Origin of the sequence: Escherichia sp. KTE31 (assembly GCF_000407925.1) — a bacterium.
GTDB classification, from domain to species: domain Bacteria; phylum Pseudomonadota; class Gammaproteobacteria; order Enterobacterales; family Enterobacteriaceae; genus Escherichia; species Escherichia ruysiae.
This window is the reverse complement of sequence record NZ_KE136726.1, coordinates 1,150,382-1,172,390: the sequence shown is the minus strand read 5'-3', so window position 1 is coordinate 1,172,390 and position 22,009 is coordinate 1,150,382. Positions and strand designations below refer to the sequence as shown.

Genomic DNA, 22,009 nt, shown 5'->3' with positions numbered 1-22,009 from the left:
AGCGAAATGGCTGGCTTCTTGAAGGGATCAGCCAAATTTAGGTAACACGTTAAAGACGTTACCGAACCAGCATAAAATCACAGTTATACCAAAGAGGATAACAATCGCCGGAATGAGATTGCCGCCCCAAACCGTGAACATCTGGTTGGGAAACTTCTTGCGGGCTTTGATTGCCAGTACCGCAGGGATAATGACCGCCCAGATGGTGGCGCACAGCCCGGCACCGCCGATCCCGTAAATAAAGCCGTTCGGGAAGACCAGATACAACAACGCTGGTGGCAGGAAGGTTAACAGCACGGTTTTGAAACGACCGGCGTGGGAGTTATCAATCTTAAACAGATCCGCCAGATAATCGAACAATCCCAGCGTGACGCCAAAGAACGAACTGGCGACAGCCAAGTTAGAGAACACCAGCAGGCAAAACTCGATAATGCCATGTTGTTTGGTGCCGAGGAACGATTTCACCAGTGAATCGACATTGCCGCCGGAGGAGATAATCGCTTTAAAACTTTCACGTGGAATATTCCCCATCGTGCAATACAGCCAGAAGAGATAAATCACCAGTGCCAGCAGCGAACCGAAAACCACGCTTTTGATTAGCTTATCTTTGCGTTTGCCATAGCAAATAATCAGGCTGGGAATATTGCCGTGGAAACCAAATGACGCAAGGCACACTGGCAGAGCCATAAAAATGTACGGGAAGTAAGACGTCCCCGCAGTCGTGCTGGTGGCATCACGTAGAACGGAATAATCGACCTGGAAGAAGAAAGAGCCAAACACAATGACAAAGGAGATAATCTTCAGCCCGAGGAACAACGACGTGATACGGCTGGCGGCTAACGAACTTATCCATAATACGCTGGCGACGAAAATGGCCGTGCAGATCCCGACAATGCGAGGATTGGCATGGTAGCCCAAATTCATTGATATCGTTTCGCTAATGATCGCGCCGTTAGCAGAGATATAGGCGTAAGTGAGAATATAGAGAACGAAGGCAACGGTAATGCCGCTGATAATGTTCCAGGTGTTACCGATTAAATCTTTAGTGATGGTATTAAAACTGGAGCCGACGGGATAATTTAAATTTGCTTCTAATAATAATAACCCAGAATGTAGCATTGAAAACCAGGCAATGATAAGGATAAAGGCACCCCAGAAAAACCAGGCGCCGGCAAGATCAACAGGTAAAGCAAACATACCTCCACCGATTACTGTACCTGCTATAACCATAACACCCCAAAATGCAGAGTGTTTTTTTTCTGCTTGTTCAGTCATGATGCCACCTTTAGAGGAAGGCTATTTTTGTTATTGAGGATGTAGGGAATGGAGTGGCTAACATCCTTATAGCCACTCTGAGTGTATTAATTAAACTTCTTTCAGTTTTGCGGTGAAGTGACGCAATACTTTCGGTTCGTAGGTAAAGGTTAACCCTTTAATATTTGCTGCGTTCTCTTTCACATGTTTGAAGGCTTCAATAATAAAGTCCATATGTGTTTGAGTATAGGTTGCGCGTGGAATGGTTAAACGCAGCAATTCTGCCGGGCACGGCAGTTGTTTACCGGTTTTCGGATCGCGGCCTAACAGGAAAGAACCAATTTCTACCGCACGGATACCGGCGACTTTATACAGCTCGCACGCCAGCGCCTGTGCCGGGAACTGATCTGCCGGAATATGCGGCAACAGTTTACCGGCATCAACGAATGCCGCGTGACCGCCCGCTTGTTGGCAGACAACGCCAATCTCTTCCAGACCATCGACCAGATACTGCACCTGCGCAATACGATAGGCCAGCCAGTCATGATTCATGCCGTCATACAGACCTACCGCCAGACGCTCCATCGCGCCGCCTTCCAGTCCACCATAAGTCGGGAAGCCTTCCTGCACCACGCAAAGGGTTCTGCACTCGGTATAGACATCGAAGAAGCTGTCGTCTTTCACGCACAGCAGGCCGCCCATTGGCACCATCGCATCTTTCTTGGCGGACATTGCCAGCATATCGGCATATTTGTAGGTTTCGCGGGTAATCTGCTCGATAGTCCAGTCTTTGTATTCAGCTTCACGTTGCTTGATGAAATAGGCGTTTTCAGCAAAGCGCGCGGAGTCCATCACTACAGGAATGTCATATTTCTTCGCAATGCTGTACATCGCTTTCATATTTGCCAGAGATACCGGCTGACCGCCTGCGGAGTTACTGGTGATGGTAGCAACGATATACGGCACGTTATTCGGGCCAACTTCTTCAATACCGCGTTCTAAACCTTCGAGGTCAAAGTTACCTTTAAAGTCGTAACGCACGCCAGTATCGAAGGCTTCTTTGATATAGACGTTACGCACGGTACAGCCGTTAATCTGGCTATGGCCCTGAGTGGTGTCGAAGAAATAGTTAGAGAACGCCACCATTTTGCTGCGATCCAGACCTTTTTCCTGCTCGCGTTTTTTAATCAGTACCGGAATGTAGATTTGCTCTGCACCACGACCCTGGTGAGTTGGAATAGTGTATTGATAACCAAAGATATTCTTCACTGACTCGGCTAATGCGTAGTAGCTGCGGCTGCCGCTGTAGGCTTCGTCGCCGCGCATCATCGCTGCCTGCATACTTTGAGTTACCGCTCCGGTGCCACTGTCGGTCAGTAAGTCGATAAACACATCTTCGCTATCCAGCAGAAATGGGTTCATACCGGATTTAATAATCGCTTCTTCACGGTAAGCACGAGTGGTTCGTTTTACTGGCTCAATAACACGAATGCGGAACGGCTCAGGGAGGTGTTTAAAGTTTTCCATTGCATAATCCTTCATTTATTTTAATTGCAGTGATCCCTGTGAATATTACATTTGCAATATCTATTAATTTTCCACATATATACAAGAACCGTTATTGCTTTAAGAAAGCAATTAAATCAGTAATAGCGTATATAAAAAAGAAAATAAAGACGTAGCAAACTCATAGATCACATTGAATCTAATTCGGTTTGACTCTGATGATGGCTACAGAAGGGCAAATTAAGGGCGGTGATCGACAATTCTGTTGTCAATATTAAACCACTTTGAGGTCACACATATATGTAAGGTATTCATAATGTACTTATCCTCGAAAGACACAACGTTACAGTATAATACTCAAGATTTTTGTCTATTCTGAAATTGTTTAAATGTGAATCGAATCACAAACGGTTGCGAAACAATATTAAATGCTTTTTTAAGAAAATAAGTTACGTAAGAAGGCTAAGGTTTATAAAAAGGGTTGAGTAATAATAAGAGTGCTAACAAGAAAGCAAAGCCGCATCAGGCAATCTGGATGCGGCTTTGTAGGTACGGGTTACTTACCGATACAGAAGCTGGAGAAAATTCGCCCCAGCAGATCGTCAGAAGTAAATTCCCCGGTGATTTCGCTTAAGTTTTGCTGTGCCAGGCGTAGTTCTTCCGCAAGCAATTCACCCGCCCATGCACCTAACAGTTGCGCTTTGCCCTGTTGCAGATGCTCCGCCGCTTGTTCCAGCGCCTGCAGGTGACGACGGCGCGCCAGGAAACCGCCTTCCATATTAGTGTCGAAACCCATGCTCTGTTTGAGATGGTTACGCAACACATCCACGCCTTCGCCAGTCCTTGCAGAGAGACGAATCAACGCGTGACCGTTCACTTCGCTCATTCCCAGCGTTTCGCCGGTGATATCAGCTTTATTGCGCACCACGGTGATCGGCAGTTTCGCAGGCAAACGGGCGATAAATTCTGGCCAGATTTCTGCCGGATCAACGGCGTCTGTCGTCGTGCCATCAACCATAAACAGCACGCGGTCGGCCTGTTCAATTTCCTGCCACGCTCGCTCGATACCAATACGTTCCACTTCATCACTGGCTTCACGTAGCCCGGCGGTATCGATGATATGCAGTGGCATTCCGTCAATGTGGATATGCTCACGCAGCACGTCACGCGTGGTTCCGGCTATATCAGTCACTATCGCCGCTTCACGCCCTGCCAGCGCGTTTAACAGGCTCGATTTACCGGCGTTAGGACGCCCGGCAATCACCACCTTCATCCCTTCGCGCAGCAGACTGCCCTGACGTGCTTCTGCACGTACTGCATCGAGATCGGCAATCACGTCATTGAGCTGGGCTTCAATTTTACCGTCGGAGAGGAAATCGATCTCTTCATCGGGGAAATCAATCGCCGCTTCGACGTAAATGCGCAAGTGGGTGAGGGCTTCAACCAGATGATTGACCCGTGCGGAGAACGCGCCTTGCAGTGAGTTAAGCGCCGAACGAGCCGCCTGTTCTGAGCTGGCGTCGATAAGATCCGCAATCGCTTCGGCCTGGGCTAAATCGAGTTTATCGTTAAGAAACGCGCGTTCTGAAAACTCACCAGGGCGAGCAATCCGCAGTCCAGGAATGGTCAGAATACGTTTTAACAGCAGGTCGAGGATGACCGGACCGCCATGACCTTGCAGTTCCAGCACATCTTCACCGGTGAACGAGTTCGGGCCAGGGAACCATAGCGCGATGCCCTGATCCAGCACGCTGCCGTCGGCGTCTTTGAACGGAAGATAATCGGCGTAGCGCGGCTTAGGCAATTTACCCAGCACGGTTTCGGCAACTTCACGGGCTTTGAGGCCGGAGATGCGCAGGATGCCCACACCACCGCGTCCCGGTGGGGTTGCCTGGGCGACGATAGTGTCGTTATGGCTCATGGTTTATCTCATCAATACAAATAAAAAAGGCGGTCAACTGACCGCCCTTATTTTAGCGAAAACTCACCGAATCAGGATTTTTTCTTCTCGCGGCTATGCAGACCACGTTTTTCCAGACCACGGTAAATCAGCTGCTGCTGAATAATGGTTACCAGGTTGCTGACGATATAGTACAGCACCAGACCTGACGGGAACCACAGGAAGAACACGGTGAAGATGACCGGCATGAAGGTCATGATCTTCTGCTGCATCGGGTCGGTCACGGTGGTCGGCGACATCTTCTGAATGAAGAACATCGTTACGCCCATCAGGATCGGCAGGATGTAGTACGGGTCCTGTGCAGACAGGTCGTGGATCCACAGTGCAAACGGCGCCTGGCGCAGCTCAACGGAACCCATCAGCATGTAGTACAACGCCAGGAAGATTGGCATCTGGATCAGCAGCGGGAAGCAGCCGCCCAGCGGGTTAACCTTCTCAGCTTTATACAGCGCCATCATTTCCTGGCTGATACGCTGTTTGTCATCGCCCAGACGCTCACGCATTGCCTGAATCTTCGGCTGCAGCATACGCATCTTCGCCATGGAGGTGTACTGCGCTTTGGTCAGCGGGTACATGATGCCACGAACGATAAAGGTGATGATGATAATGGAGAAGCCCCAGTTACCCACAAAGCTATGGATCCATTTCAGCAGTTTGAACAGCGGCTGAGAGATGAACCACAACCAACCGTAATCAACGGTCAGATCCAGGTGCGGAGCAACGGCCGCCATTTTGTCCTGGATTTCCGGGCCAACCCACAGGGTGCTGTTCATCGCGCCAGTCTGACCTGGCTGAACCAGTACCGGCTGAGACTTATAGCCGATAGCGGCAATGCCGTTACCCAGATTAGCGGTATAGAAGTTGTTGGTGCCGTCGTTATGCGGGATCCATGCAGTTGCGAAATACTGTTGCAGCATCGCAACCCAACCACCTTTCGAAGAGATGTTCAGGTTTTCGTTGTCAGCAATAGTATCGAACTTGTATTTCTCGTACTTCTCGTCAGGCGTGGAGTACGCCGCGCCACGGAAGGTATGCAGCGCAAAGTTGCTGCTTCCGGTATCGAGATGCGGTGGCAGAGTGATGGATTGCTTCAACTGACCAAAAGTGGAGATCTCCAGCGGTTTTTCGCCAGCGTTCTGCACGTTGTAGTTGACGTTGACAGCGTAATCACCACGTTTCAGGACAAACGTTTTGGTAAACGTGTTGCCTGCCGCGTCGGTATACGTCATCGGCACCTGCAGTTCGTTTTGACCTTCCGCCAGCACATAAGCGTCTTTTTCGACGTTATACAGCGGACGCGGGCCATTAGCCGGGTTATCCGGGCCATCACGACCGGTCAGACCGCTCTGTGCCTGATAAATAAACTGCGGTGAGGTTTCCAGCAGCTGGAACGGCTGGGTAGAGTTCAGCTCTTTCGGGTAAGCCGGCAGCAGGGCCTGCTCAACATCACCACCACGGGTGTTGATGGTCAGATCAAGCACGTCGGTTTTAACCGAAATCAGTTTCCCCTGGCCACTGGCCGGTACGCCCTGGTCGGCGGCGCTACCCGCTGCGGTGGTCGTTGTCTGCGTGGTCTGTTGAGCCTGAGGTTGCGGGTTTTTATCCTGCTCCCAGGCTTGCCAGATCATGAAAGACACGAACAGCAAAGCGATGACTAAAAGATTGCGTTGCGAATCCATCGTTAGTGTTCTCTGGTATCAAATGGTCCGGGCGGGACGGGATCGTCACCACCAGGGTGTAAAGGGTGGCATTTTAATACGCGTTTCACCGTCAACCAACTGCCTTTTATCACTCCAAACCTGCGCAATGCCTCAATTCCGTAGCTTGAACAGGTTGGAGTGAAACGACAATGCGGCCCGAGTAGCGGACTAATCAGGCGTTGGTAGACCCGAATGAGGGCTATCAGGACCCGCGAGCCAGGCGACAGTGGCGGCGCCATAATTTTTCCAACGCTTCCGAGAGAGCACGGTTATCGAGGTCGGCAACCCCTTTTTTCGCCACCACCACGAAATCCATAGCCGGGAGTTCATGTTGGCGTAGACGGAAGCTTTCACGCGTCAGACGTTTAATCCGATTGCGTTCATGCGCTCGTCGAACGTTTTTCTTGGCGACTGTAAGACCGATACGGGGATGCCCCAGCGAATTCAGGCGGCCGAGGATGGTGATTTGCGGCGTGCCAGCCCGTTGTGGCTGCTGGAAGACGAATGTGAATTGACTGGGAGTTAACAAGCGTAACTCCCTGGGAAATGCGAGCTTAACCACTCAGGGGTTAGCTTTATTACTTAGAAACGGTCAGACGAGCACGGCCTTTAGCACGACGACGTGCCAGTACCTGACGACCATTTTTAGTAGCCATACGAGCACGGAAGCCGTGAGAACGGTTGCGCTTCAGTACAGACGGTTGAAAAGTGCGTTTCATGGCGATTTCTACCTAAACTTGAATAAATTCAATGGCTTTATTGGATATCCGTCCGAAAATCGAACGATGGACACCGAAGCCATGGGTGATTAAAGAGGCCGGATTGTAATAATTGTACACTCCGGAGTCAATTCTCTTTCCTTATTTACCGCGCTTTTCCGCACCTTTTCACAGGGAAAAAGTGCAACTGTATACCGGTGAAAACCAGCATTGCGCGTCGGGTGGAGGATTATACGGGCTACCAGGTAAAGCGCAAGGATCGCTCAGGATCTTTATTAGATCGATTAAGACTAATTTTGTTTATGGTCATTAAATTTTCCAATATGCGGCCTAAATCGTGCCCGCCTTGTGCCGGGATCGTTTACACTTAACGGGTTCTGGAAAGCCCTGTGGATAAATCGGGAAAATCTGTGAGAAACAGAAGATCTCTTGCGCAGTTTAGGCTATGATCCTCGGTCCCGATCGTTTTGCAGGATCTTGATCGGGCATATAACCGCAGACAGCGGTTCGTGCGTCACCCTCATGCAGGGTCTTTTCGACGTGCGTCAACAATCATGAATGTTTCAGCCTTAGTCATAATCGACTTTTGTTCGAGTGGAGTCCGCCGTGTCACTTTCGCTTTGGCAGCAGTGTCTTGCCCGATTGCAGGATGAGTTACCAGCCACAGAATTTAGTATGTGGATACGCCCATTGCAGGCGGAACTGAGCGATAACACGCTGGCCTTGTACGCGCCAAACCGTTTTGTCCTCGACTGGGTACGGGACAAGTACCTCAATAATATCAATGGACTGCTAACCAGTTTCTGCGGAGCGGATGCCCCACAGCTGCGTTTTGAAGTGGGCACAAAGCCCGTGACACAAACGCTGAAAGTCCCTGCCAGTAACACCGTTGCACCAGCTCAGGCCGCTCAGGTGCAACCGCAACGTGCTGCACCTGCGGCGCGCTCGGGTTGGGATAACGTTCCGGCTCCGGCAGAACCGACCTATCGTTCCAACGTTAACGTTAAACATACATTTGATAACTTCGTCGAAGGTAAATCTAACCAACTGGCGCGCGCGGCGGCTCGCCAGGTGGCAGACAATCCTGGCGGTGCCTATAACCCGCTGTTCCTTTATGGCGGCACGGGGCTGGGTAAAACTCACCTGCTCCATGCGGTGGGTAATGGCATTATGGCGCGCAAGCCCAATGCCAAAGTGGTTTATATGCACTCCGAACGTTTTGTGCAGGACATGGTAAAAGCTCTGCAAAACAACGCGATCGAAGAGTTTAAACGCTACTACCGTTCTGTTGATGCGCTGCTGATCGACGATATTCAGTTTTTTGCTAATAAAGAACGATCCCAGGAAGAGTTTTTCCACACCTTCAACGCCCTGCTTGAAGGTAATCAGCAGATCATTCTCACCTCGGATCGCTATCCGAAAGAGATCAACGGCGTTGAGGATCGTTTGAAATCCCGCTTTGGCTGGGGACTGACTGTGGCGATCGAACCGCCAGAGCTGGAAACTCGCGTGGCGATCCTGATGAAAAAGGCTGACGAAAACGACATTCGTTTGCCGGGCGAAGTGGCGTTCTTTATCGCCAAGCGTCTACGATCTAACGTACGTGAGCTGGAAGGGGCGCTGAACCGCGTCATTGCTAACGCTAACTTTACCGGACGGGCGATCACCATCGACTTCGTGCGTGAGGCGCTGCGCGACTTGCTGGCATTGCAGGAAAAACTGGTCACCATCGACAATATTCAGAAGACGGTGGCAGAGTACTACAAGATCAAAGTCGCAGATCTCCTTTCCAAGCGTCGATCTCGCTCGGTGGCGCGTCCGCGCCAGATGGCGATGGCGCTGGCGAAAGAGCTGACTAACCACAGTCTGCCAGAGATCGGCGATGCGTTTGGCGGTCGTGACCACACGACGGTGCTTCATGCCTGCCGTAAGATCGAGCAGTTGCGTGAAGAGAGCCATGATATCAAAGAAGATTTTTCAAATTTAATCAGAACATTGTCATCTTAATCCTATGAAATTTACCGTAGAACGTGAGCATTTATTAAAACCGCTACAACAGGTGAGCGGTCCGTTAGGTGGTCGTCCTACGCTACCGATTCTCGGTAATCTGCTGTTACAGGTTGCTGACGGTACGTTGTCGCTGACCGGTACTGATCTCGAGATGGAAATGGTGGCACGTGTTGCGCTGATTCAGCCGCACGAACCAGGGGCGACGACCGTTCCGGCGCGCAAATTCTTTGATATCTGCCGTGGTCTGCCTGAAGGCGCGGAAATCGCCGTGCAGCTGGAAGGTGAACGGATGCTGGTGCGCTCCGGGCGTAGCCGTTTTTCGCTGTCTACCCTGCCTGCGGCAGATTTCCCGAACCTCGATGACTGGCAGAGTGAAGTTGAATTTACCCTGCCGCAGGCGACGATGAAGCGTCTGATTGAAGCGACCCAGTTTTCCATGGCCCATCAGGACGTTCGCTATTATTTAAACGGTATGCTGTTCGAAACCGAAGGTGAAGAGCTGCGCACCGTGGCGACCGACGGTCACCGTCTGGCGGTCTGCTCAATGCCGATTGGTCAGTCTTTGCCGAGCCATTCGGTGATTGTGCCGCGTAAAGGCGTGATTGAACTAATGCGTATGCTCGACGGCGGCGACAATCCGCTGCGCGTGCAAATTGGCAGCAACAACATTCGCGCTCACGTTGGCGACTTTATTTTCACCTCCAAACTGGTGGATGGTCGCTTCCCGGATTACCGTCGCGTTCTGCCGAAGAACCCGGACAAACATCTGGAAGCAGGCTGCGATCTCCTCAAGCAGGCGTTTGCTCGTGCGGCAATTCTCTCTAACGAGAAATTCCGTGGTGTGCGCCTGTATGTCAGTGAAAATCAATTGAAAATCACCGCCAATAACCCGGAACAGGAAGAAGCGGAAGAGATCCTCGACGTCACCTACAGCGGCGCAGAGATGGAAATCGGCTTTAATGTCAGCTATGTGCTGGATGTTCTGAACGCACTGAAATGCGAAAACGTGCGCATGATGCTGACCGATTCGGTTTCCAGCGTGCAGATTGAAGATGCCGCCAGCCAGAGCGCGGCTTATGTTGTCATGCCAATGAGACTGTAATGTCCCTCACCCGCTTGTTGATCCGCGATTTCCGCAATATCGAAAACGCGGATCTCGCTTTATCTCCTGGCTTTAACTTTCTGGTGGGTGCCAACGGCAGTGGCAAAACCAGCGTGCTGGAAGCCATCTATACGCTCGGTCACGGTCGGGCGTTTCGTAGTTTGCAGATTGGTCGCGTCATTCGCCATGAGCAGGAGGCGTTTATTCTCCACGGGCGATTACAGGGTGAAGAGCGCGAGACGGCAATTGGTTTAACCAAAGATAAACAGGGCGACAGCAAAGTCCGCATCGATGGTACTGACGGGCATAAAGTTGCGGAGCTGGCGCACCTGATGCCGATGCAACTGATAACGCCAGAAGGGTTTACTTTACTCAACGGCGGCCCCAAATACAGAAGAGCATTCCTCGACTGGGGATGCTTTCACAACGAACCCGGATTTTTCACCGCCTGGAGCAATCTCAAGCGTTTGCTCAAGCAGCGCAATGCGGCGCTGCGCCAGGTGACACGTTACGAACAGCTACGCCCGTGGGATAAAGAACTGATCCCGCTGGCGGAGCAAATCAGCACCTGGCGCGCGGAGTATAGCGCCGGTATCGCGGCTGATATGGCCGATACCTGTAAGCAATTTCTCCCTGAGTTTTCTCTGACTTTCTCTTTCCAGCGCGGCTGGGAGAAAGAGACAGAATACGCTGAGGTGCTGGAACGTAATTTTGAACGCGATCGCCAGCTAACCTACACCGCGCACGGCCCGCACAAAGCGGACTTACGCATTCGCGCCGACGGTGCGCCGGTGGAAGATACCTTATCGCGTGGGCAGCTAAAGCTGCTGATGTGCGCCTTACGTCTGGCGCAAGGAGAGTTCCTCACCCGTGAAAGCGGGCGGCGGTGTCTCTACCTGATAGATGATTTTGCCTCTGAGCTTGATGATGAGCGTCGCGGACTGCTTGCCAGCCGCTTAAAAGCGACGCAATCACAGGTCTTTGTCAGTGCGATCAGTGCTGAACACGTTATAGACATGTCGGACGAAAATTCGAAGATGTTTACCGTGGAAAAGGGTAAAATAACGGATTAACCCAAGTATAAATGAGCGAGAAACGTTGATGTCGAATTCTTATGACTCCTCCAGTATCAAAGTCCTGAAAGGGCTGGATGCGGTGCGTAAGCGCCCTGGTATGTATATCGGCGACACGGATGACGGCACCGGTCTGCACCACATGGTATTCGAGGTGGTAGATAACGCTATCGACGAAGCGCTCGCGGGTCACTGTAAAGAAATTATCGTCACCATTCACGCCGATAACTCTGTCTCCGTACAGGATGACGGGCGCGGTATTCCGACCGGTATTCACCCGGAAGAGGGCGTATCGGCGGCGGAAGTGATCATGACCGTCCTGCACGCAGGCGGTAAATTTGACGATAACTCCTATAAAGTGTCCGGCGGTCTGCACGGCGTTGGTGTTTCGGTAGTAAACGCCCTGTCGCAAAAACTGGAGCTGGTTATCCAGCGTGAAGGTAAAATTCACCGTCAAATCTACGAACACGGTGTACCGCAGGCACCGCTGGCGGTTACCGGCGATACCGATAAAACCGGCACTATGGTACGTTTCTGGCCGAGCCTCGAAACGTTCACCAATGTGACCGAGTTCGAATATGAAATCCTGGCGAAACGTCTGCGTGAGTTGTCGTTCCTCAACTCCGGCGTTTCCATTCGCCTGAAAGACAAGCGTGATGGTAAAGAAGACCACTTCCACTATGAAGGTGGTATCAAGGCGTTTGTCGAGTATCTGAACAAGAACAAAACGCCAATCCACCCGAATATCTTCTACTTCTCCACCGAAAAAGACGGTATCGGCGTCGAAGTGGCATTGCAGTGGAACGATGGCTTCCAGGAAAACATCTACTGCTTTACTAACAACATTCCGCAGCGTGACGGTGGTACTCACCTGGCAGGTTTCCGTGCGGCGATGACCCGTACCCTGAACGCCTACATGGACAAAGAAGGCTACAGCAAAAAAGCCAAAGTCAGCGCCACCGGCGACGATGCGCGTGAAGGGCTGATTGCGGTTGTGTCTGTGAAAGTACCAGACCCGAAATTCTCCTCCCAGACCAAAGACAAACTGGTTTCTTCTGAGGTGAAATCGGCGGTAGAACAGCAGATGAACGAACTGCTGGCAGAATACCTGCTGGAAAACCCAACTGACGCGAAAATCGTGGTCGGCAAAATCATTGATGCTGCCCGTGCGCGTGAAGCTGCGCGTCGCGCCCGTGAAATGACTCGTCGTAAAGGCGCGCTGGACTTAGCTGGCCTGCCGGGCAAACTGGCGGACTGTCAGGAACGCGACCCGGCGCTTTCTGAACTGTACCTTGTGGAAGGGGACTCTGCGGGCGGCTCTGCAAAACAGGGGCGTAACCGCAAGAACCAGGCGATTCTGCCGCTGAAGGGTAAAATCCTCAACGTTGAGAAAGCCCGTTTCGATAAGATGCTTGCTTCCCAGGAAGTGGCGACGCTTATCACCGCGCTTGGTTGTGGTATCGGTCGTGACGAATACAATCCGGACAAACTGCGTTATCACAGCATCATCATCATGACCGATGCGGACGTCGACGGCTCGCACATTCGTACATTGCTGTTGACCTTCTTCTATCGTCAGATGCCGGAAATCATCGAACGCGGTCATGTCTACATTGCTCAACCGCCGCTGTACAAAGTGAAGAAAGGCAAGCAAGAGCAGTACATTAAAGACGATGAAGCGATGGATCAGTACCAAATTTCTATCGCTCTGGATGGTGCATCTTTGCATACCAACGCCAGTGCACCAGCTTTAGCTGGCGAAGCGTTAGAAAAACTGGTGTCGGAGTACAATGCGGCGCAGAAAATGATCGTTCGCATGGAACGTCGCTATCCGAAAGCAATGCTGAAAGAGCTTATCTATCAGCCGACGCTGACGGAAGCGGATCTCTCTGACGAGCAGATTGTGACCCGCTGGGTGAACGCGCTGGTCAGCGAACTGAACGACAAAGAACAGCACGGCAGCCAGTGGAAGTTTGATGTCCACACCAATGCCGAGAAAAACCTGTTCGAGCCGATTGTTCGCGTGCGTACCCACGGCGTGGATACTGACTATCCGCTGGATCACGAGTTTATCACCGGCGGCGAATATCGTCGTATCTGCACGCTGGGCGAGAAACTGCGTGGCTTGCTGGAAGAAGATGCGTTTATTGAACGTGGTGAACGTCGTCAGCCGGTAGCCAGCTTCGAGCAGGCGCTGGACTGGCTGGTGAAAGAGTCCCGTCGCGGCCTCTCCATCCAGCGTTATAAAGGTCTGGGCGAGATGAACCCGGAACAGCTGTGGGAAACCACTATGGACCCGGAAAGCCGTCGTATGCTGCGCGTTACCGTTAAGGATGCGATTGCCGCCGACCAGCTGTTCACCACGCTGATGGGCGACGCCGTAGAACCGCGTCGTGCGTTTATCGAAGAGAACGCCCTGAAAGCGGCGAATATCGATATTTAATGGCGTTAACCATGCGAGCGTGCCTGATGCGCTACGCTTATCAGTCCTACGAGACTCCTGCAATGTATTGAATTTGCATGATTTTGTAGGCCGGATAAGGCGTTAACGCCGCATCCGGCAAGAAGCTATAAGAAGAGGGCGGAGATTATCTCCGCCCTTTTTATTTCTGCAATCCGCAATTATCATCCCGCAGAACTATACTTTTTGAGTCAACACGTAACGCTTTACAGGTGATTATCATGGGGCTTTTTGATGAAGTTGTCGGTGCCTTTCTGAAAGGCGATGCGGGGAAATATCAGGCGATTTTAAGTTGGGTTGAGGAGCAGGGCGGCATTCAGGTGCTGCTGGAAAAACTGCAAAGTGGCGGCTTAGGTGCCATTCTCACATCCTGGTTGAGTAACCAACAAAGTAATCAACCGGTGAGCGGAGAACAACTGGAGTCGGCGCTCGGCACAAATGCGGTGTCCGATCTCGGGCAAAAACTGGGTGTAGATACCAGTACGGCTTCCAGCTTGCTGGCAGAGCAACTGCCAAAGATTATTGATGCCCTCTCGCCGCAGGGCGAAGTTTCGCCGCAAGCCAATAACGATTTGCTTTCCGCAGGGATGGAACTGCTGAAAGGAAAACTTTTCCGCTAAGCAAAAGGGGAGCACGCAACGCGCGTTGCATCCCCGTTTTCCCTCCGGTGTTGTACTGATTTTTGAGCGCAATCGCGTTAGCATGGGTCAGGAAACAATCTACCTGGGGAACTCATGGCTATCAAACTCATTGCTATCGATATGGATGGCACCCTTCTGCTGCCCGATCACACCATTTCACCTGCCGTTAAAAATGCGATTGCCGCAGCTCGCGCCCGTGGCGTGAATGTTGTGCTGACAACAGGGCGTCCTTATGCAGGCGTTCACAACTACCTGAAAGAACTGCATATGGAACAGCCGGGCGACTACTGCATTACTTACAATGGCGCGCTGGTGCAGAAGGCCGCTGATGGTAGCACCGTAGCGCAAACCGCTCTCAGCTATGACGACTACCGTTTCCTGGAAAAACTCTCTCGTGAAGTCGGTTCTCACTTCCACGCGCTGGATCGCACCACGCTGTACACCGCCAACCGCGATATCAGTTACTACACGGTGCATGAGTCGTTTGTGGCCACCATTCCGCTGGTATTCTGCGAAGCGGAGAAAATGAACCCTGACACCCAGTTCCTGAAAGTGATGATGATTGATGAACCCGCCATCCTCGACCAGGCCATCGCGCGCATTCCGCAGGAAGTAAAAGAGAAATACACCGTGCTGAAAAGTGCACCGTACTTCCTCGAAATCCTCGATAAACGCGTCAATAAAGGCACCGGCGTGAAATCGCTGGCGGAAGTGTTGGGCATTAAGCCGGAAGAAATTATGGCGATTGGCGATCAGGAAAACGACATCGCAATGATTGAATATGCAGGCGTTGGTGTGGCGATGGATAACGCCATCCCGTCAGTGAAAGAAGTGGCAAACTTTGTCACCAAATCCAACCTTGAAGATGGCGTGGCGTTTGCAATCGAAAAGTATGTGCTGAATTAATCAATGGGCGGGCAAACAGCATAAATGTGTTTGCCCGCAGCGATTAACAATTTCTGGTCGTGCATAAAATCAGGAACTGGAGTGGTGAAGTCACAATATCCAGCGTAATGGTGACTGGCAGCAGCGCATTAGCGAGTCCGCGCGGGACGCCATTTGTTGTTTTGTACTCATAAAATCCCACCGTAAAGGGCTGATGGAAAACCATCACATTTGAGTAATCCGCTTTTTTATTTTTCTGGTGGATAGAGCCTTTCAGGCCGTCCAGCATCCATGTACAACGCTGAGAATCACACACAAAACCATATTGTGTCGCCAGTGCTTTATCTTCCTCGTTATCCCAGTCGTAATAGAGCGTTATTGCACCAGAAAAATTCGTATCACTGCTGCTTAAAATAAATTTCGCATTATCGGAAACGGTGATTCTTTCGCCATGAATTGCCGGATCGTTCAGCATTTTAACCACCTCACCGCCGCCGGTGGTCAACAGGTAGTCCAGAGATTCGCCAACAAAAACATAGCCTTTCGTTCCGTTACTGTCTTCAGCCAGCGATAACCCCTTAATCGTGTCTGACCGCCATTGCTGGGCATGTGGACGGCTTGCGGTATTGGAAACCAACCCCCAGGTGATACATCCGGTCAACACGAATGCCAAAGAACATACACTGGCAGCCTTAAAAAATCCCTTAAAATTCAAGCTCATGATTAATCCTTTAAACAACAATGAAACAGCTGAAAGCATACCTTTCTTTTCACTTATTTAGGATAAAGCATCCTGCTTTCAGAATAGTGCCCGGCGCAATTCATCTGCGGAATATGCGCCACACCACTGCGCATAATCCACTTTCTTAAGGCAGGTGCAGTCAGGCATCGGCTTTTTAATATCTTGCTGTAGAGTTTTAAACGCAATTTGCGGGTGGCGCGCCAGTAAGCGGCATTGAGCTTCTCTGGCTGCTTCAGTAACACCGAACGCAGTATTTCCGCACTGTCCAGCGCATAGCTAATCCCCTCCAGCGAGCTGGCGCTGATGAATCCTGCCGCTTCACCAATAAGAAAGGCGTTGTTCTTACCGCAGACAAAATCCTGCCAGCGTGAGGGAAATAACACCGTGCATTTTTCGCTTTTCACCGCTTTGCCAAACTGGAACTGAAAGGCGTTCATTTTTTCTTTCAGCGCCGCGAAACACGCCTGACCGTCTTTCATCGGATAGGCTCCGCCAAAGATAAAATAACCGTCTTTGCTAATACTCCATGAATAACAGTCCGTTATCGCATTATCAAAGATACAGGAGTAGAACGGCACCGGATGTTTCTCTGCGAACCACTGCTGGATAGCGACATATTTACGAATCTGATGATCCGGGTAGAGATGTCGCCGCACCATCGAGTTGGCACCATCGGCACCGATCAGATAGCGGGCGGTAATATGCTGCTCCCAGCCGTCTGCGCGAAAAATGACATGCCATTTATCATCCTCACGCCAGATTTTTCGACACAGGCTGTCGTGGTAAACCTCAACGCTGGCGGGGATCAGTGACTTCATCCACAAGTCGAAAGCATGGCGATTAATATTGATATAGCTCCGTTGGTAGTTACGCGTGAGCGATGCGGCGACGTCGACGGTTTTGACGCTGAAAATCTGCGGATTGGCGATCACATCGACAGGAAGCGTCAGTCCATCGCGAATAAAAGAACGCTGTGCGTCCGGTGCCAACAGACTGCCACAAGGCTTGCTGAAACCTTCAGTACCGCACTGGTGCTTTTTATCCAGCGCGATGACCTGCATTTTGCCTGCTAACTGCCGCGCCAGCGCCGAACCTGCCGGGCCGAGGCCAATAATCGCCACGTCGAAATGTTCCATCTTTTTACTCACATTCATCACGATGGCAAAAGACTATTGTCTGAAAGTGAAGTCCTTGTGAAGTATGATGGCGGGAACCGTTTTGTATCAGGATCACGCCATGAAACAACTCACCAACGCTTCACGAAATCACTTGCTCACCAATACCAATACCTGGACACCCGACAGCCAGTGGCTGGTGTTTGATGTGCGCCCTTCTGGCGCGTCGTTTACCGGCGAGACCATTGAGCGCGTGAATATCCATACCGGCGAGGTCGAGGTTATCTACCGGGCGTCACAGGGCGCACACGTCGGCGTGGTGACCGTTCATCCGAAGTCAGAGAAATATGTCTTCATCCACGGTCCTGAAAATCCTGATGAAACATGGCATTACGATTTCCATCACCGTCGGGGTGTGATTGCTGAAGGCGGCAAAGTGAGTAATCTCGATGCAATGGATATTACCGTTCCGTACACTCCAGGGGCGCTACGCGGCGGCAGCCATGTGCATGTTTTTAGCCCGAACGGTGAAATGGTGAGTTTTACTTATAACGACCATGTAATGCATGAACTTGATTCGGCGCTGGATTTGCGAAACGTCGGGGTGGCGTCACCGTTTGGCCCGGTCAACGTACAAAAGCAGCATCCGCGTGAATACAGCGGTAGCCACTGGTGCGTGCTGGTGAGTAAAACTACGCCCACGCCGCAGCCTGGCAGTGATGAAATCAATCGCGCTTATGAAGAAGGATGGGTAGGAAACCACGCACTGGCGTTTATTGGCGACACGCTTTCGCAAAAGGGCGAGAAAGTGCCGGAGCTGTTTATTGTTGAGCTGCCGCAAGATGAAACAGGCTGGAAAGCAACAAGTGATGCGCCGTTAAGCGGAACGGAAACAACCCTGCCTGCGCCACCGCGCGGCGTCGTGCAGCGACGTTTAACCTTTACACACCATCGGACTTATCCGGGGTTAGTCAACGTCCCGCGCCACTGGGTACGCTGTAACCCGCAGGGAACGCAAATCGCGTTTTTAATGCGCGATGATTACGGCATTGTGCAACTGTGGCTTATCTCGCCAAAGGGCGGTGAGCCGCGCCAGTTAACTCATAACAAAACGGATATTCAGTCTGCATTTAACTGGCATCCGTCAGGAGAATGGTTGGGCTTTGTGCTGGATAATCGGATTGCTTGTGCCCATGCGCAAAGTGGCGAGGTTGAGTATTTAACTGATAATCACGCCAACCCACCTTCGGCAGACGCCGTGGTCTTCTCGCCGGACGGTAAATGGCTGGCGTGGATGGAAGCAGGTCAGCTGTGGATCACCGAAACGGGTCGCTAGTCAGTTCGCTGGCATTCTGGCTGGTGGAATGACGGCATTGATGGCTTGCGCATCGGCTTCGCTTTTTTCCACGCGCGAGCGCACCGAACTGTCTTTGCGGAACGCATCCCACGGCAGCAAAAGTGTGTCCATGACTGCGGTAAATGGCATATCGAGAATCGCCAGCGATTTGGTTCCCCAGTTTGTCGTGTCATCGCCAATCATGGTGACACTAGCGCGGGTGCCGGGATACGTTCCCTCCTTACCTCCGGTATGGGACATTACGCTGGAGCATCCTCCGAGTAATGTCATTCCGCTGCATATCATGGACGCTAACAACACATTTCTTATCATAATAAATTCATCTGTTAATCGTGGGTGTTGGCATGATGTGTTATAGCGATCCCTTGCCGAAAATAACATCATCATCATGTCGCACTGTGGCGGCTATCGCACTTTAACGTTTCGTGCTGTCCTCCAGTCTATGCAATAGACCACAAACTGCAAAAAAAAGTCCGTTGGAAAGGCTTGAAAAGTGCATATCCAGACCCATTTTTATACCGTAGCTGATGAGAACGCGCCTGATGGGTGTTCTGGCTACCCGACCTGTCCATTGTGGAAGGTCTTATATTCTCGCTGATTTCAGGAGCTATTGATTATGCGTAACTTTGATTTATCCCCGCTTTACCGTTCTGCTATTGGATTTGACCGTTTGTTTAACCACTTAGAAAACAACCAGAGCCAGAGTAATGGTGGCTACCCTCCGTATAACGTTGAACTGGTAGACGAAAACCATTACCGCATTGCTATCGCAGTCGCGGGTTTTGCTGAGAGTGAACTGGAAATTACCGCCCAGGACAATCTGCTGGTGGTGAAAGGTGCTCATGCTGACGAACAAAAAGAGCGCACCTATCTGTACCAGGGCATCGCTGAACGCAACTTTGAACGCAAATTCCAGTTAGCCGAGAACATTCATGTTCGTGGTGCTAACCTGGTAAATGGTCTGCTGTATATCGATCTCGAACGTGTGATCCCGGAAGCGAAAAAACCGCGCCGTATCGAAATCAACTAATTCCCTAAGGCCGCCAGGCGCGGCCTGACATTTCCATGCTCGCCGTCAGGGAGCATATGCGAATCTTCGGATTTGCAGGTACTTACTCGCTTCTTAGAAGGAGAAATGACTATGCGTAACTTCGATTTATCCCCACTGATGCGTCAATGGATCGGTTTTGACAAACTGGCCAACGCATTGCAAAACGCCGGTGAAAGCCAGAGCTTCCCGCCGTACAACATTGAGAAAAGCGACGATAACCACTACCGCATTACTCTGGCGTTGGCTGGTTTCCGTCAGGAAGATTTAGAGATTCAACTGGAAGGTACGCGCCTGAGCGTAAAAGGCACGCCTGAGCAGCCAAAAGAAGAGAAGAAATGGCTGCATCAAGGGCTTATGAATCAGCCGTTTAGCCTGAGCTTTACGCTGGCTGAAAATATGGAGGTCTCTGGCGCAACCTTCGTTAATGGTTTGCTGCATATTGATTTAATTCGTAATGAGCCTGAACCCATCGCAGCGCAGCGTATCGCTATCAGCGAACGTCCCGCGTTAAATAGCTAATTAGCTATTCTTTTTGCCCCGCCAGTCTGGTGGGGCTTTTTTTATCTACCATCTCCAACTCTGTATTAATTTTCGCCAGGTTAAGATGTTCCGGCACTCTCTTTCCCGTGATAATGTGCGCCATAAGGCAAATCTGCTTCACCGATTCAGCCATAATCCCTGGTAATTAAAATGTTATTTCAAGAGAAATGGACGATGAGTGATATAGCATTAACAGTCAGTATTCTGGCTTTGGTGGCGGTTGTCGGTTTGTTTATCGGCAACGTCAAGTTTCGCGGCATAGGATTAGGCATTGGCGGCGTGCTGTTTGGTGGGATCATCGTCGGCCATTTCGTTTCTCAGGCTGGGATGACATTAAGTAGCGATATGCTGCATGTTATCCAGGAATTTGGCCTGATCCTGTTTGTTTATACCATCGGGATTCAGGTGGGGCCGGGCTTCTTTGCCTCATTGCGCGTCTCCGGGTTACGCCTCAACTTGTTTGCTGTTCTGATAGTCATTATCGGCGGTCTGGTTACCGCTATCCTGCATAAACTTTTCGATATTCCACTGCCTGTGGTGCTGGGGATTTTCTCTGGCGCGGTCACCAATACGCCAGCATTGGGGGCAGGTCAGCAAATCTTACGCGATCTCGGCACACCGATGGAGATGGTCGATCAGATGGGGATGAGTTACGCGATGGCGTATCCATTCGGCATTTGTGGGATTTTGTTCACCATGTGGATGCTGCGAGTTATTTTCCGCGTCAATGTTGAGACTGAGGCCCAGCAGCACGAGTCCACGCGAACCAACGGCGGTGCGCTAATCAGGACGATTAACATCCGTGTTGAGAACCCTAATTTGCATAATTTAGCCATTAAAGATGTGCCGATTCTTAATGGCGATAAAGTTATCTGCTCACGATTGAAACGAGAAGAAACCCTAAAAGTGCCTTCGCCAGAGACCGTTATTCAACTTGGCGATTTGCTGCATCTGGTGGGACAGCCTGCGGATTTGCATAATGCACAACTGGTGATTGGTCAGGAGGTGGATACTTCGCTATCAACGAAAGGCACCGATTTGCGCGTCGAACGCGTGGTGGTCACCAATGAAAATGTGCTCGGTAAACGTATTCGCGACCTGCACTTTAAAGAACGCTATGACGTTGTTATCTCGCGCCTGAACCGTGCCGGGGTTGAACTGGTCGCCAGTGGCGATATTAGCCTGCAATTTGGCGATATCCTCAACCTGGTGGGGCGGCCTTCTGCTATTGATGCCGTTGCCAATGTATTAGGTAATGCGCAGCAAAAACTGCAACAGGTTCAGATGTTACCGGTGTTTATTGGTATCGGTCTTGGCGTGTTGTTAGGCTCCATTCCCGTGTTTGTGCCTGGATTCCCGGCGGCATTGAAGCTGGGGCTGGCTGGGGGGCCGCTGATTATGGCGCTGATCCTTGGGCGTATCGGCAGTATCGGCAAGCTTTACTGGTTTATGCCGCCAAGCGCCAACCTGGCGCTGCGGGAGCTGGGGATCGTACTGTTCCTCTCGGTAGTGGGTCTGAAATCCGGCGGCGATTTTGTCGATACCCTGGTCAATGGTGAAGGGCTAAGCTGGATTGGTTATGGTGCCCTGATCACTGCAATTCCGCTGATTACAGTCGGCATTCTGGCGCGGATGTTAGCCAAAATGAATTATCTGACCATGTGCGGGATGTTGGCTGGCTCTATGACCGATCCTCCGGCGCTGGCGTTTGCCAATAATCTTCATCCTACCAGCGGTGCGGCGGCACTCTCTTACGCCACGGTGTATCCGTTAGTCATGTTCCTGCGCATTATCACACCACAGTTACTTGCGGTGCTTTTCTGGAGTATCGGTTAATTCTTTTGCGGGTGGAGTTGCCGTAAACGGCACTCCACCCGGCATTTCAGAACACCA

Annotated in this window: 22 protein-coding genes and 1 other annotated feature; of the genes, 10 read left to right on the top strand and 12 right to left on the bottom strand. The window is 51.1% G+C overall.

The genetic code is table 11. From position 1 onward, the window contains the following. Positions 1-27: 27 nt before the first annotated feature. The 9 genes from tnaB to WES_RS24760 all read right to left on the bottom strand — a co-directional run bounded on the left by tnaB (position 28) and on the right by WES_RS24760 (position 7,449). Positions 28-1,275: a low affinity tryptophan permease TnaB gene (gene tnaB / locus WES_RS00275; protein ID WP_016159925.1), complete on the bottom strand. Its 1,248-nt coding sequence runs from the start codon at positions 1,273-1,275 to the stop codon at positions 28-30. Positions 1,276-1,365: 90 nt separating this feature from the next. Beyond that, complete coding sequence (tnaA, locus tag WES_RS00280; RefSeq protein ID WP_010347274.1) at positions 1,366-2,781, bottom strand: tryptophanase; 1,416 nt, start codon at positions 2,779-2,781, stop codon at positions 1,366-1,368. 219 nt (positions 2,782-3,000) lie between these two features. Further along, positions 3,001-3,075: a tryptophanase leader peptide gene (gene tnaC, locus WES_RS0121945; RefSeq protein WP_032147965.1), complete on the bottom strand. Its 75-nt coding sequence runs from the start codon at positions 3,073-3,075 to the stop codon at positions 3,001-3,003. Positions 3,076-3,316: 241 nt separating this feature from the next. Next, on the bottom strand, positions 3,317-4,681 hold the full coding sequence (gene mnmE / locus WES_RS00285) for a tRNA uridine-5-carboxymethylaminomethyl(34) synthesis GTPase MnmE (protein ID WP_000019084.1): 1,365 nt from the start codon (positions 4,679-4,681) through the stop codon (positions 3,317-3,319). A gap of 71 nt (positions 4,682-4,752) precedes the next feature. Next, positions 4,753-6,399: a membrane protein insertase YidC gene (yidC, locus tag WES_RS00290; RefSeq protein WP_000378258.1), complete on the bottom strand. Its 1,647-nt coding sequence runs from the start codon at positions 6,397-6,399 to the stop codon at positions 4,753-4,755. A 2-nt stretch (positions 6,400-6,401) separates the two neighbouring features. Continuing rightward, entirely contained in the window at positions 6,402-6,659 is a 258-nt protein-coding gene (yidD, locus tag WES_RS0121940; protein ID WP_001307474.1) for a membrane protein insertion efficiency factor YidD, read from the bottom strand. After that, positions 6,623-6,982 (bottom strand): ribonuclease P protein component, encoded by a 360-nt coding sequence (gene rnpA, locus WES_RS00295; RefSeq protein WP_000239730.1) that lies wholly within the window; start codon positions 6,980-6,982, stop codon positions 6,623-6,625. The genes yidD and rnpA overlap by 37 nt, the downstream gene beginning before the upstream one ends. A gap of 16 nt (positions 6,983-6,998) precedes the next feature. Continuing rightward, positions 6,999-7,139, bottom strand: a complete 141-nt coding sequence (gene rpmH / locus WES_RS00300; protein ID WP_000831330.1) for a 50S ribosomal protein L34 — start codon at positions 7,137-7,139, stop codon at positions 6,999-7,001. Positions 7,140-7,377: 238 nt separating this feature from the next. Further along, entirely contained in the window at positions 7,378-7,449 is a 72-nt protein-coding gene (locus WES_RS24760) for a hypothetical protein (RefSeq protein WP_123056761.1), read from the bottom strand. A 296-nt stretch (positions 7,450-7,745) separates the two neighbouring features. Here WES_RS24760 and dnaA point away from each other — a divergent pair, with 296 nt between their 5' ends. The 6 genes from dnaA to yidA all read left to right on the top strand — a co-directional run bounded on the left by dnaA (position 7,746) and on the right by yidA (position 15,332). Next, a complete protein-coding gene (gene dnaA / locus WES_RS00305) occupies positions 7,746-9,146 on the top strand; it encodes a chromosomal replication initiator protein DnaA (protein ID WP_000059098.1) in 1,401 nt (466 codons plus the stop codon). 4 nt (positions 9,147-9,150) lie between these two features. Next, positions 9,151-10,251: a DNA polymerase III subunit beta gene (gene dnaN, locus WES_RS00310; protein ID WP_000673456.1), complete on the top strand. Its 1,101-nt coding sequence runs from the start codon at positions 9,151-9,153 to the stop codon at positions 10,249-10,251. Next, positions 10,251-11,324, top strand: coding sequence for a DNA replication/repair protein RecF (recF, locus tag WES_RS00315; RefSeq protein WP_000060089.1), 1,074 nt, complete (start codon positions 10,251-10,253; stop codon positions 11,322-11,324). The genes dnaN and recF overlap by 1 nt, the downstream gene beginning before the upstream one ends. 28 nt (positions 11,325-11,352) lie before the next feature. Then, positions 11,353-13,767 carry a DNA topoisomerase (ATP-hydrolyzing) subunit B gene (gene gyrB / locus WES_RS00320; protein ID WP_000072052.1) on the top strand — a complete coding sequence of 805 codons (2,415 nt, stop codon included), beginning with the start codon at positions 11,353-11,355 and terminating at the stop codon, positions 13,765-13,767. Positions 13,768-14,006: 239 nt separating this feature from the next. Beyond that, on the top strand, positions 14,007-14,405 hold the full coding sequence (locus WES_RS00325) for a YidB family protein (RefSeq protein WP_016159926.1): 399 nt from the start codon (positions 14,007-14,009) through the stop codon (positions 14,403-14,405). Positions 14,406-14,519: 114 nt separating this feature from the next. Then, complete coding sequence (gene yidA, locus WES_RS00330) at positions 14,520-15,332, top strand: sugar-phosphatase (protein WP_000985555.1); 813 nt, start codon at positions 14,520-14,522, stop codon at positions 15,330-15,332. 43 nt (positions 15,333-15,375) lie between these two features. Here the strand turns inward: yidA and WES_RS00335 are convergent, their stop codons facing one another. Beyond that, the gene (locus WES_RS00335) at positions 15,376-16,032 is read right to left on the bottom strand and encodes a YidX family protein (protein WP_016159927.1); all 657 of its coding nucleotides are present in this window, start codon (positions 16,030-16,032) and stop codon (positions 15,376-15,378) included. Between the two features lie 53 nt (positions 16,033-16,085). After that, entirely contained in the window at positions 16,086-17,189 is a 1,104-nt protein-coding gene (gene cbrA / locus WES_RS00340) for a colicin M resistance lipid reductase CbrA (RefSeq protein WP_016159928.1), read from the bottom strand. 100 nt (positions 17,190-17,289) lie between these two features. Here cbrA and WES_RS00345 point away from each other — a divergent pair, with 100 nt between their 5' ends. Next, positions 17,290-18,504: a YidR family protein gene (locus WES_RS00345; protein WP_010350484.1), complete on the top strand. Its 1,215-nt coding sequence runs from the start codon at positions 17,290-17,292 to the stop codon at positions 18,502-18,504. Here WES_RS00345 and WES_RS00350 read toward each other — a convergent pair whose 3' ends face one another. Next, on the bottom strand, positions 18,505-18,837 hold the full coding sequence (locus tag WES_RS00350; protein ID WP_064732606.1) for a YceK/YidQ family lipoprotein: 333 nt from the start codon (positions 18,835-18,837) through the stop codon (positions 18,505-18,507). It abuts the gene before it with no gap. A gap of 238 nt (positions 18,838-19,075) precedes the next feature. Then, positions 19,076-19,148 (top strand) — a sequence feature (ROSE (Repression Of Heat Shock gene Expression) occurs in the 5'-region of heat shock genes and acts as an RNA thermometer to modulate expression.). Here WES_RS00350 and ibpA point away from each other — a divergent pair. The 3 genes from ibpA to WES_RS00365 all read left to right on the top strand — a co-directional run bounded on the left by ibpA (position 19,142) and on the right by WES_RS00365 (position 21,952). After that, positions 19,142-19,555: a small heat shock chaperone IbpA gene (gene ibpA, locus WES_RS00355; protein ID WP_001243437.1), complete on the top strand. Its 414-nt coding sequence runs from the start codon at positions 19,142-19,144 to the stop codon at positions 19,553-19,555. (Overlaps the previous feature by 7 nt.) A 111-nt stretch (positions 19,556-19,666) precedes the next feature. Continuing rightward, positions 19,667-20,095 (top strand): small heat shock chaperone IbpB, encoded by a 429-nt coding sequence (gene ibpB, locus WES_RS00360; protein ID WP_001243431.1) that lies wholly within the window; start codon positions 19,667-19,669, stop codon positions 20,093-20,095. Between the two features lie 195 nt (positions 20,096-20,290). Beyond that, the gene (locus WES_RS00365) at positions 20,291-21,952 is read left to right on the top strand and encodes a putative transporter (protein WP_016159930.1); all 1,662 of its coding nucleotides are present in this window, start codon (positions 20,291-20,293) and stop codon (positions 21,950-21,952) included. Positions 21,953-22,009: the final 57 nt, after the last annotated feature.

Excerpts from the sequence above, each read along its gene's own strand:
- tnaB (WP_016159925.1), bottom strand. The coding sequence starts at position 1,275 with ATGACTGAACAAGCAGAAAAAAAACACTCTGCATTTTGGGGTGTTATG.
- tnaA (WP_010347274.1), bottom strand. The coding sequence starts at position 2,781 with ATGGAAAACTTTAAACACCTCCCTGAGCCGTTCCGCATTCGTGTTATT.
- mnmE (WP_000019084.1), bottom strand. The coding sequence starts at position 4,681 with ATGAGCCATAACGACACTATCGTCGCCCAGGCAACCCCACCGGGACGC.
- yidC (WP_000378258.1), bottom strand. The coding sequence starts at position 6,399 with ATGGATTCGCAACGCAATCTTTTAGTCATCGCTTTGCTGTTCGTGTCT.
- yidD (WP_001307474.1), bottom strand. The coding sequence starts at position 6,659 with ATGGCGCCGCCACTGTCGCCTGGCTCGCGGGTCCTGATAGCCCTCATT.
- rpmH (WP_000831330.1), bottom strand. The coding sequence starts at position 7,139 with ATGAAACGCACTTTTCAACCGTCTGTACTGAAGCGCAACCGTTCTCAC.
- dnaN (WP_000673456.1), top strand. The coding sequence starts at position 9,151 with ATGAAATTTACCGTAGAACGTGAGCATTTATTAAAACCGCTACAACAG.
- recF (WP_000060089.1), top strand. The coding sequence starts at position 10,251 with ATGTCCCTCACCCGCTTGTTGATCCGCGATTTCCGCAATATCGAAAAC.
- gyrB (WP_000072052.1), top strand. The coding sequence starts at position 11,353 with ATGTCGAATTCTTATGACTCCTCCAGTATCAAAGTCCTGAAAGGGCTG.
- WES_RS00325 (WP_016159926.1), top strand. The coding sequence starts at position 14,007 with ATGGGGCTTTTTGATGAAGTTGTCGGTGCCTTTCTGAAAGGCGATGCG.
- yidA (WP_000985555.1), top strand. The coding sequence starts at position 14,520 with ATGGCTATCAAACTCATTGCTATCGATATGGATGGCACCCTTCTGCTG.
- WES_RS00335 (WP_016159927.1), bottom strand. The coding sequence starts at position 16,032 with ATGAGCTTGAATTTTAAGGGATTTTTTAAGGCTGCCAGTGTATGTTCT.
- cbrA (WP_016159928.1), bottom strand. The coding sequence starts at position 17,189 with ATGGAACATTTCGACGTGGCGATTATTGGCCTCGGCCCGGCAGGTTCG.
- WES_RS00345 (WP_010350484.1), top strand. The coding sequence starts at position 17,290 with ATGAAACAACTCACCAACGCTTCACGAAATCACTTGCTCACCAATACC.
- WES_RS00350 (WP_064732606.1), bottom strand. The coding sequence starts at position 18,837 with ATGATAAGAAATGTGTTGTTAGCGTCCATGATATGCAGCGGAATGACA.
- ibpA (WP_001243437.1), top strand. The coding sequence starts at position 19,142 with ATGCGTAACTTTGATTTATCCCCGCTTTACCGTTCTGCTATTGGATTT.
- ibpB (WP_001243431.1), top strand. The coding sequence starts at position 19,667 with ATGCGTAACTTCGATTTATCCCCACTGATGCGTCAATGGATCGGTTTT.
- WES_RS00365 (WP_016159930.1), top strand. The coding sequence starts at position 20,291 with ATGAGTGATATAGCATTAACAGTCAGTATTCTGGCTTTGGTGGCGGTT.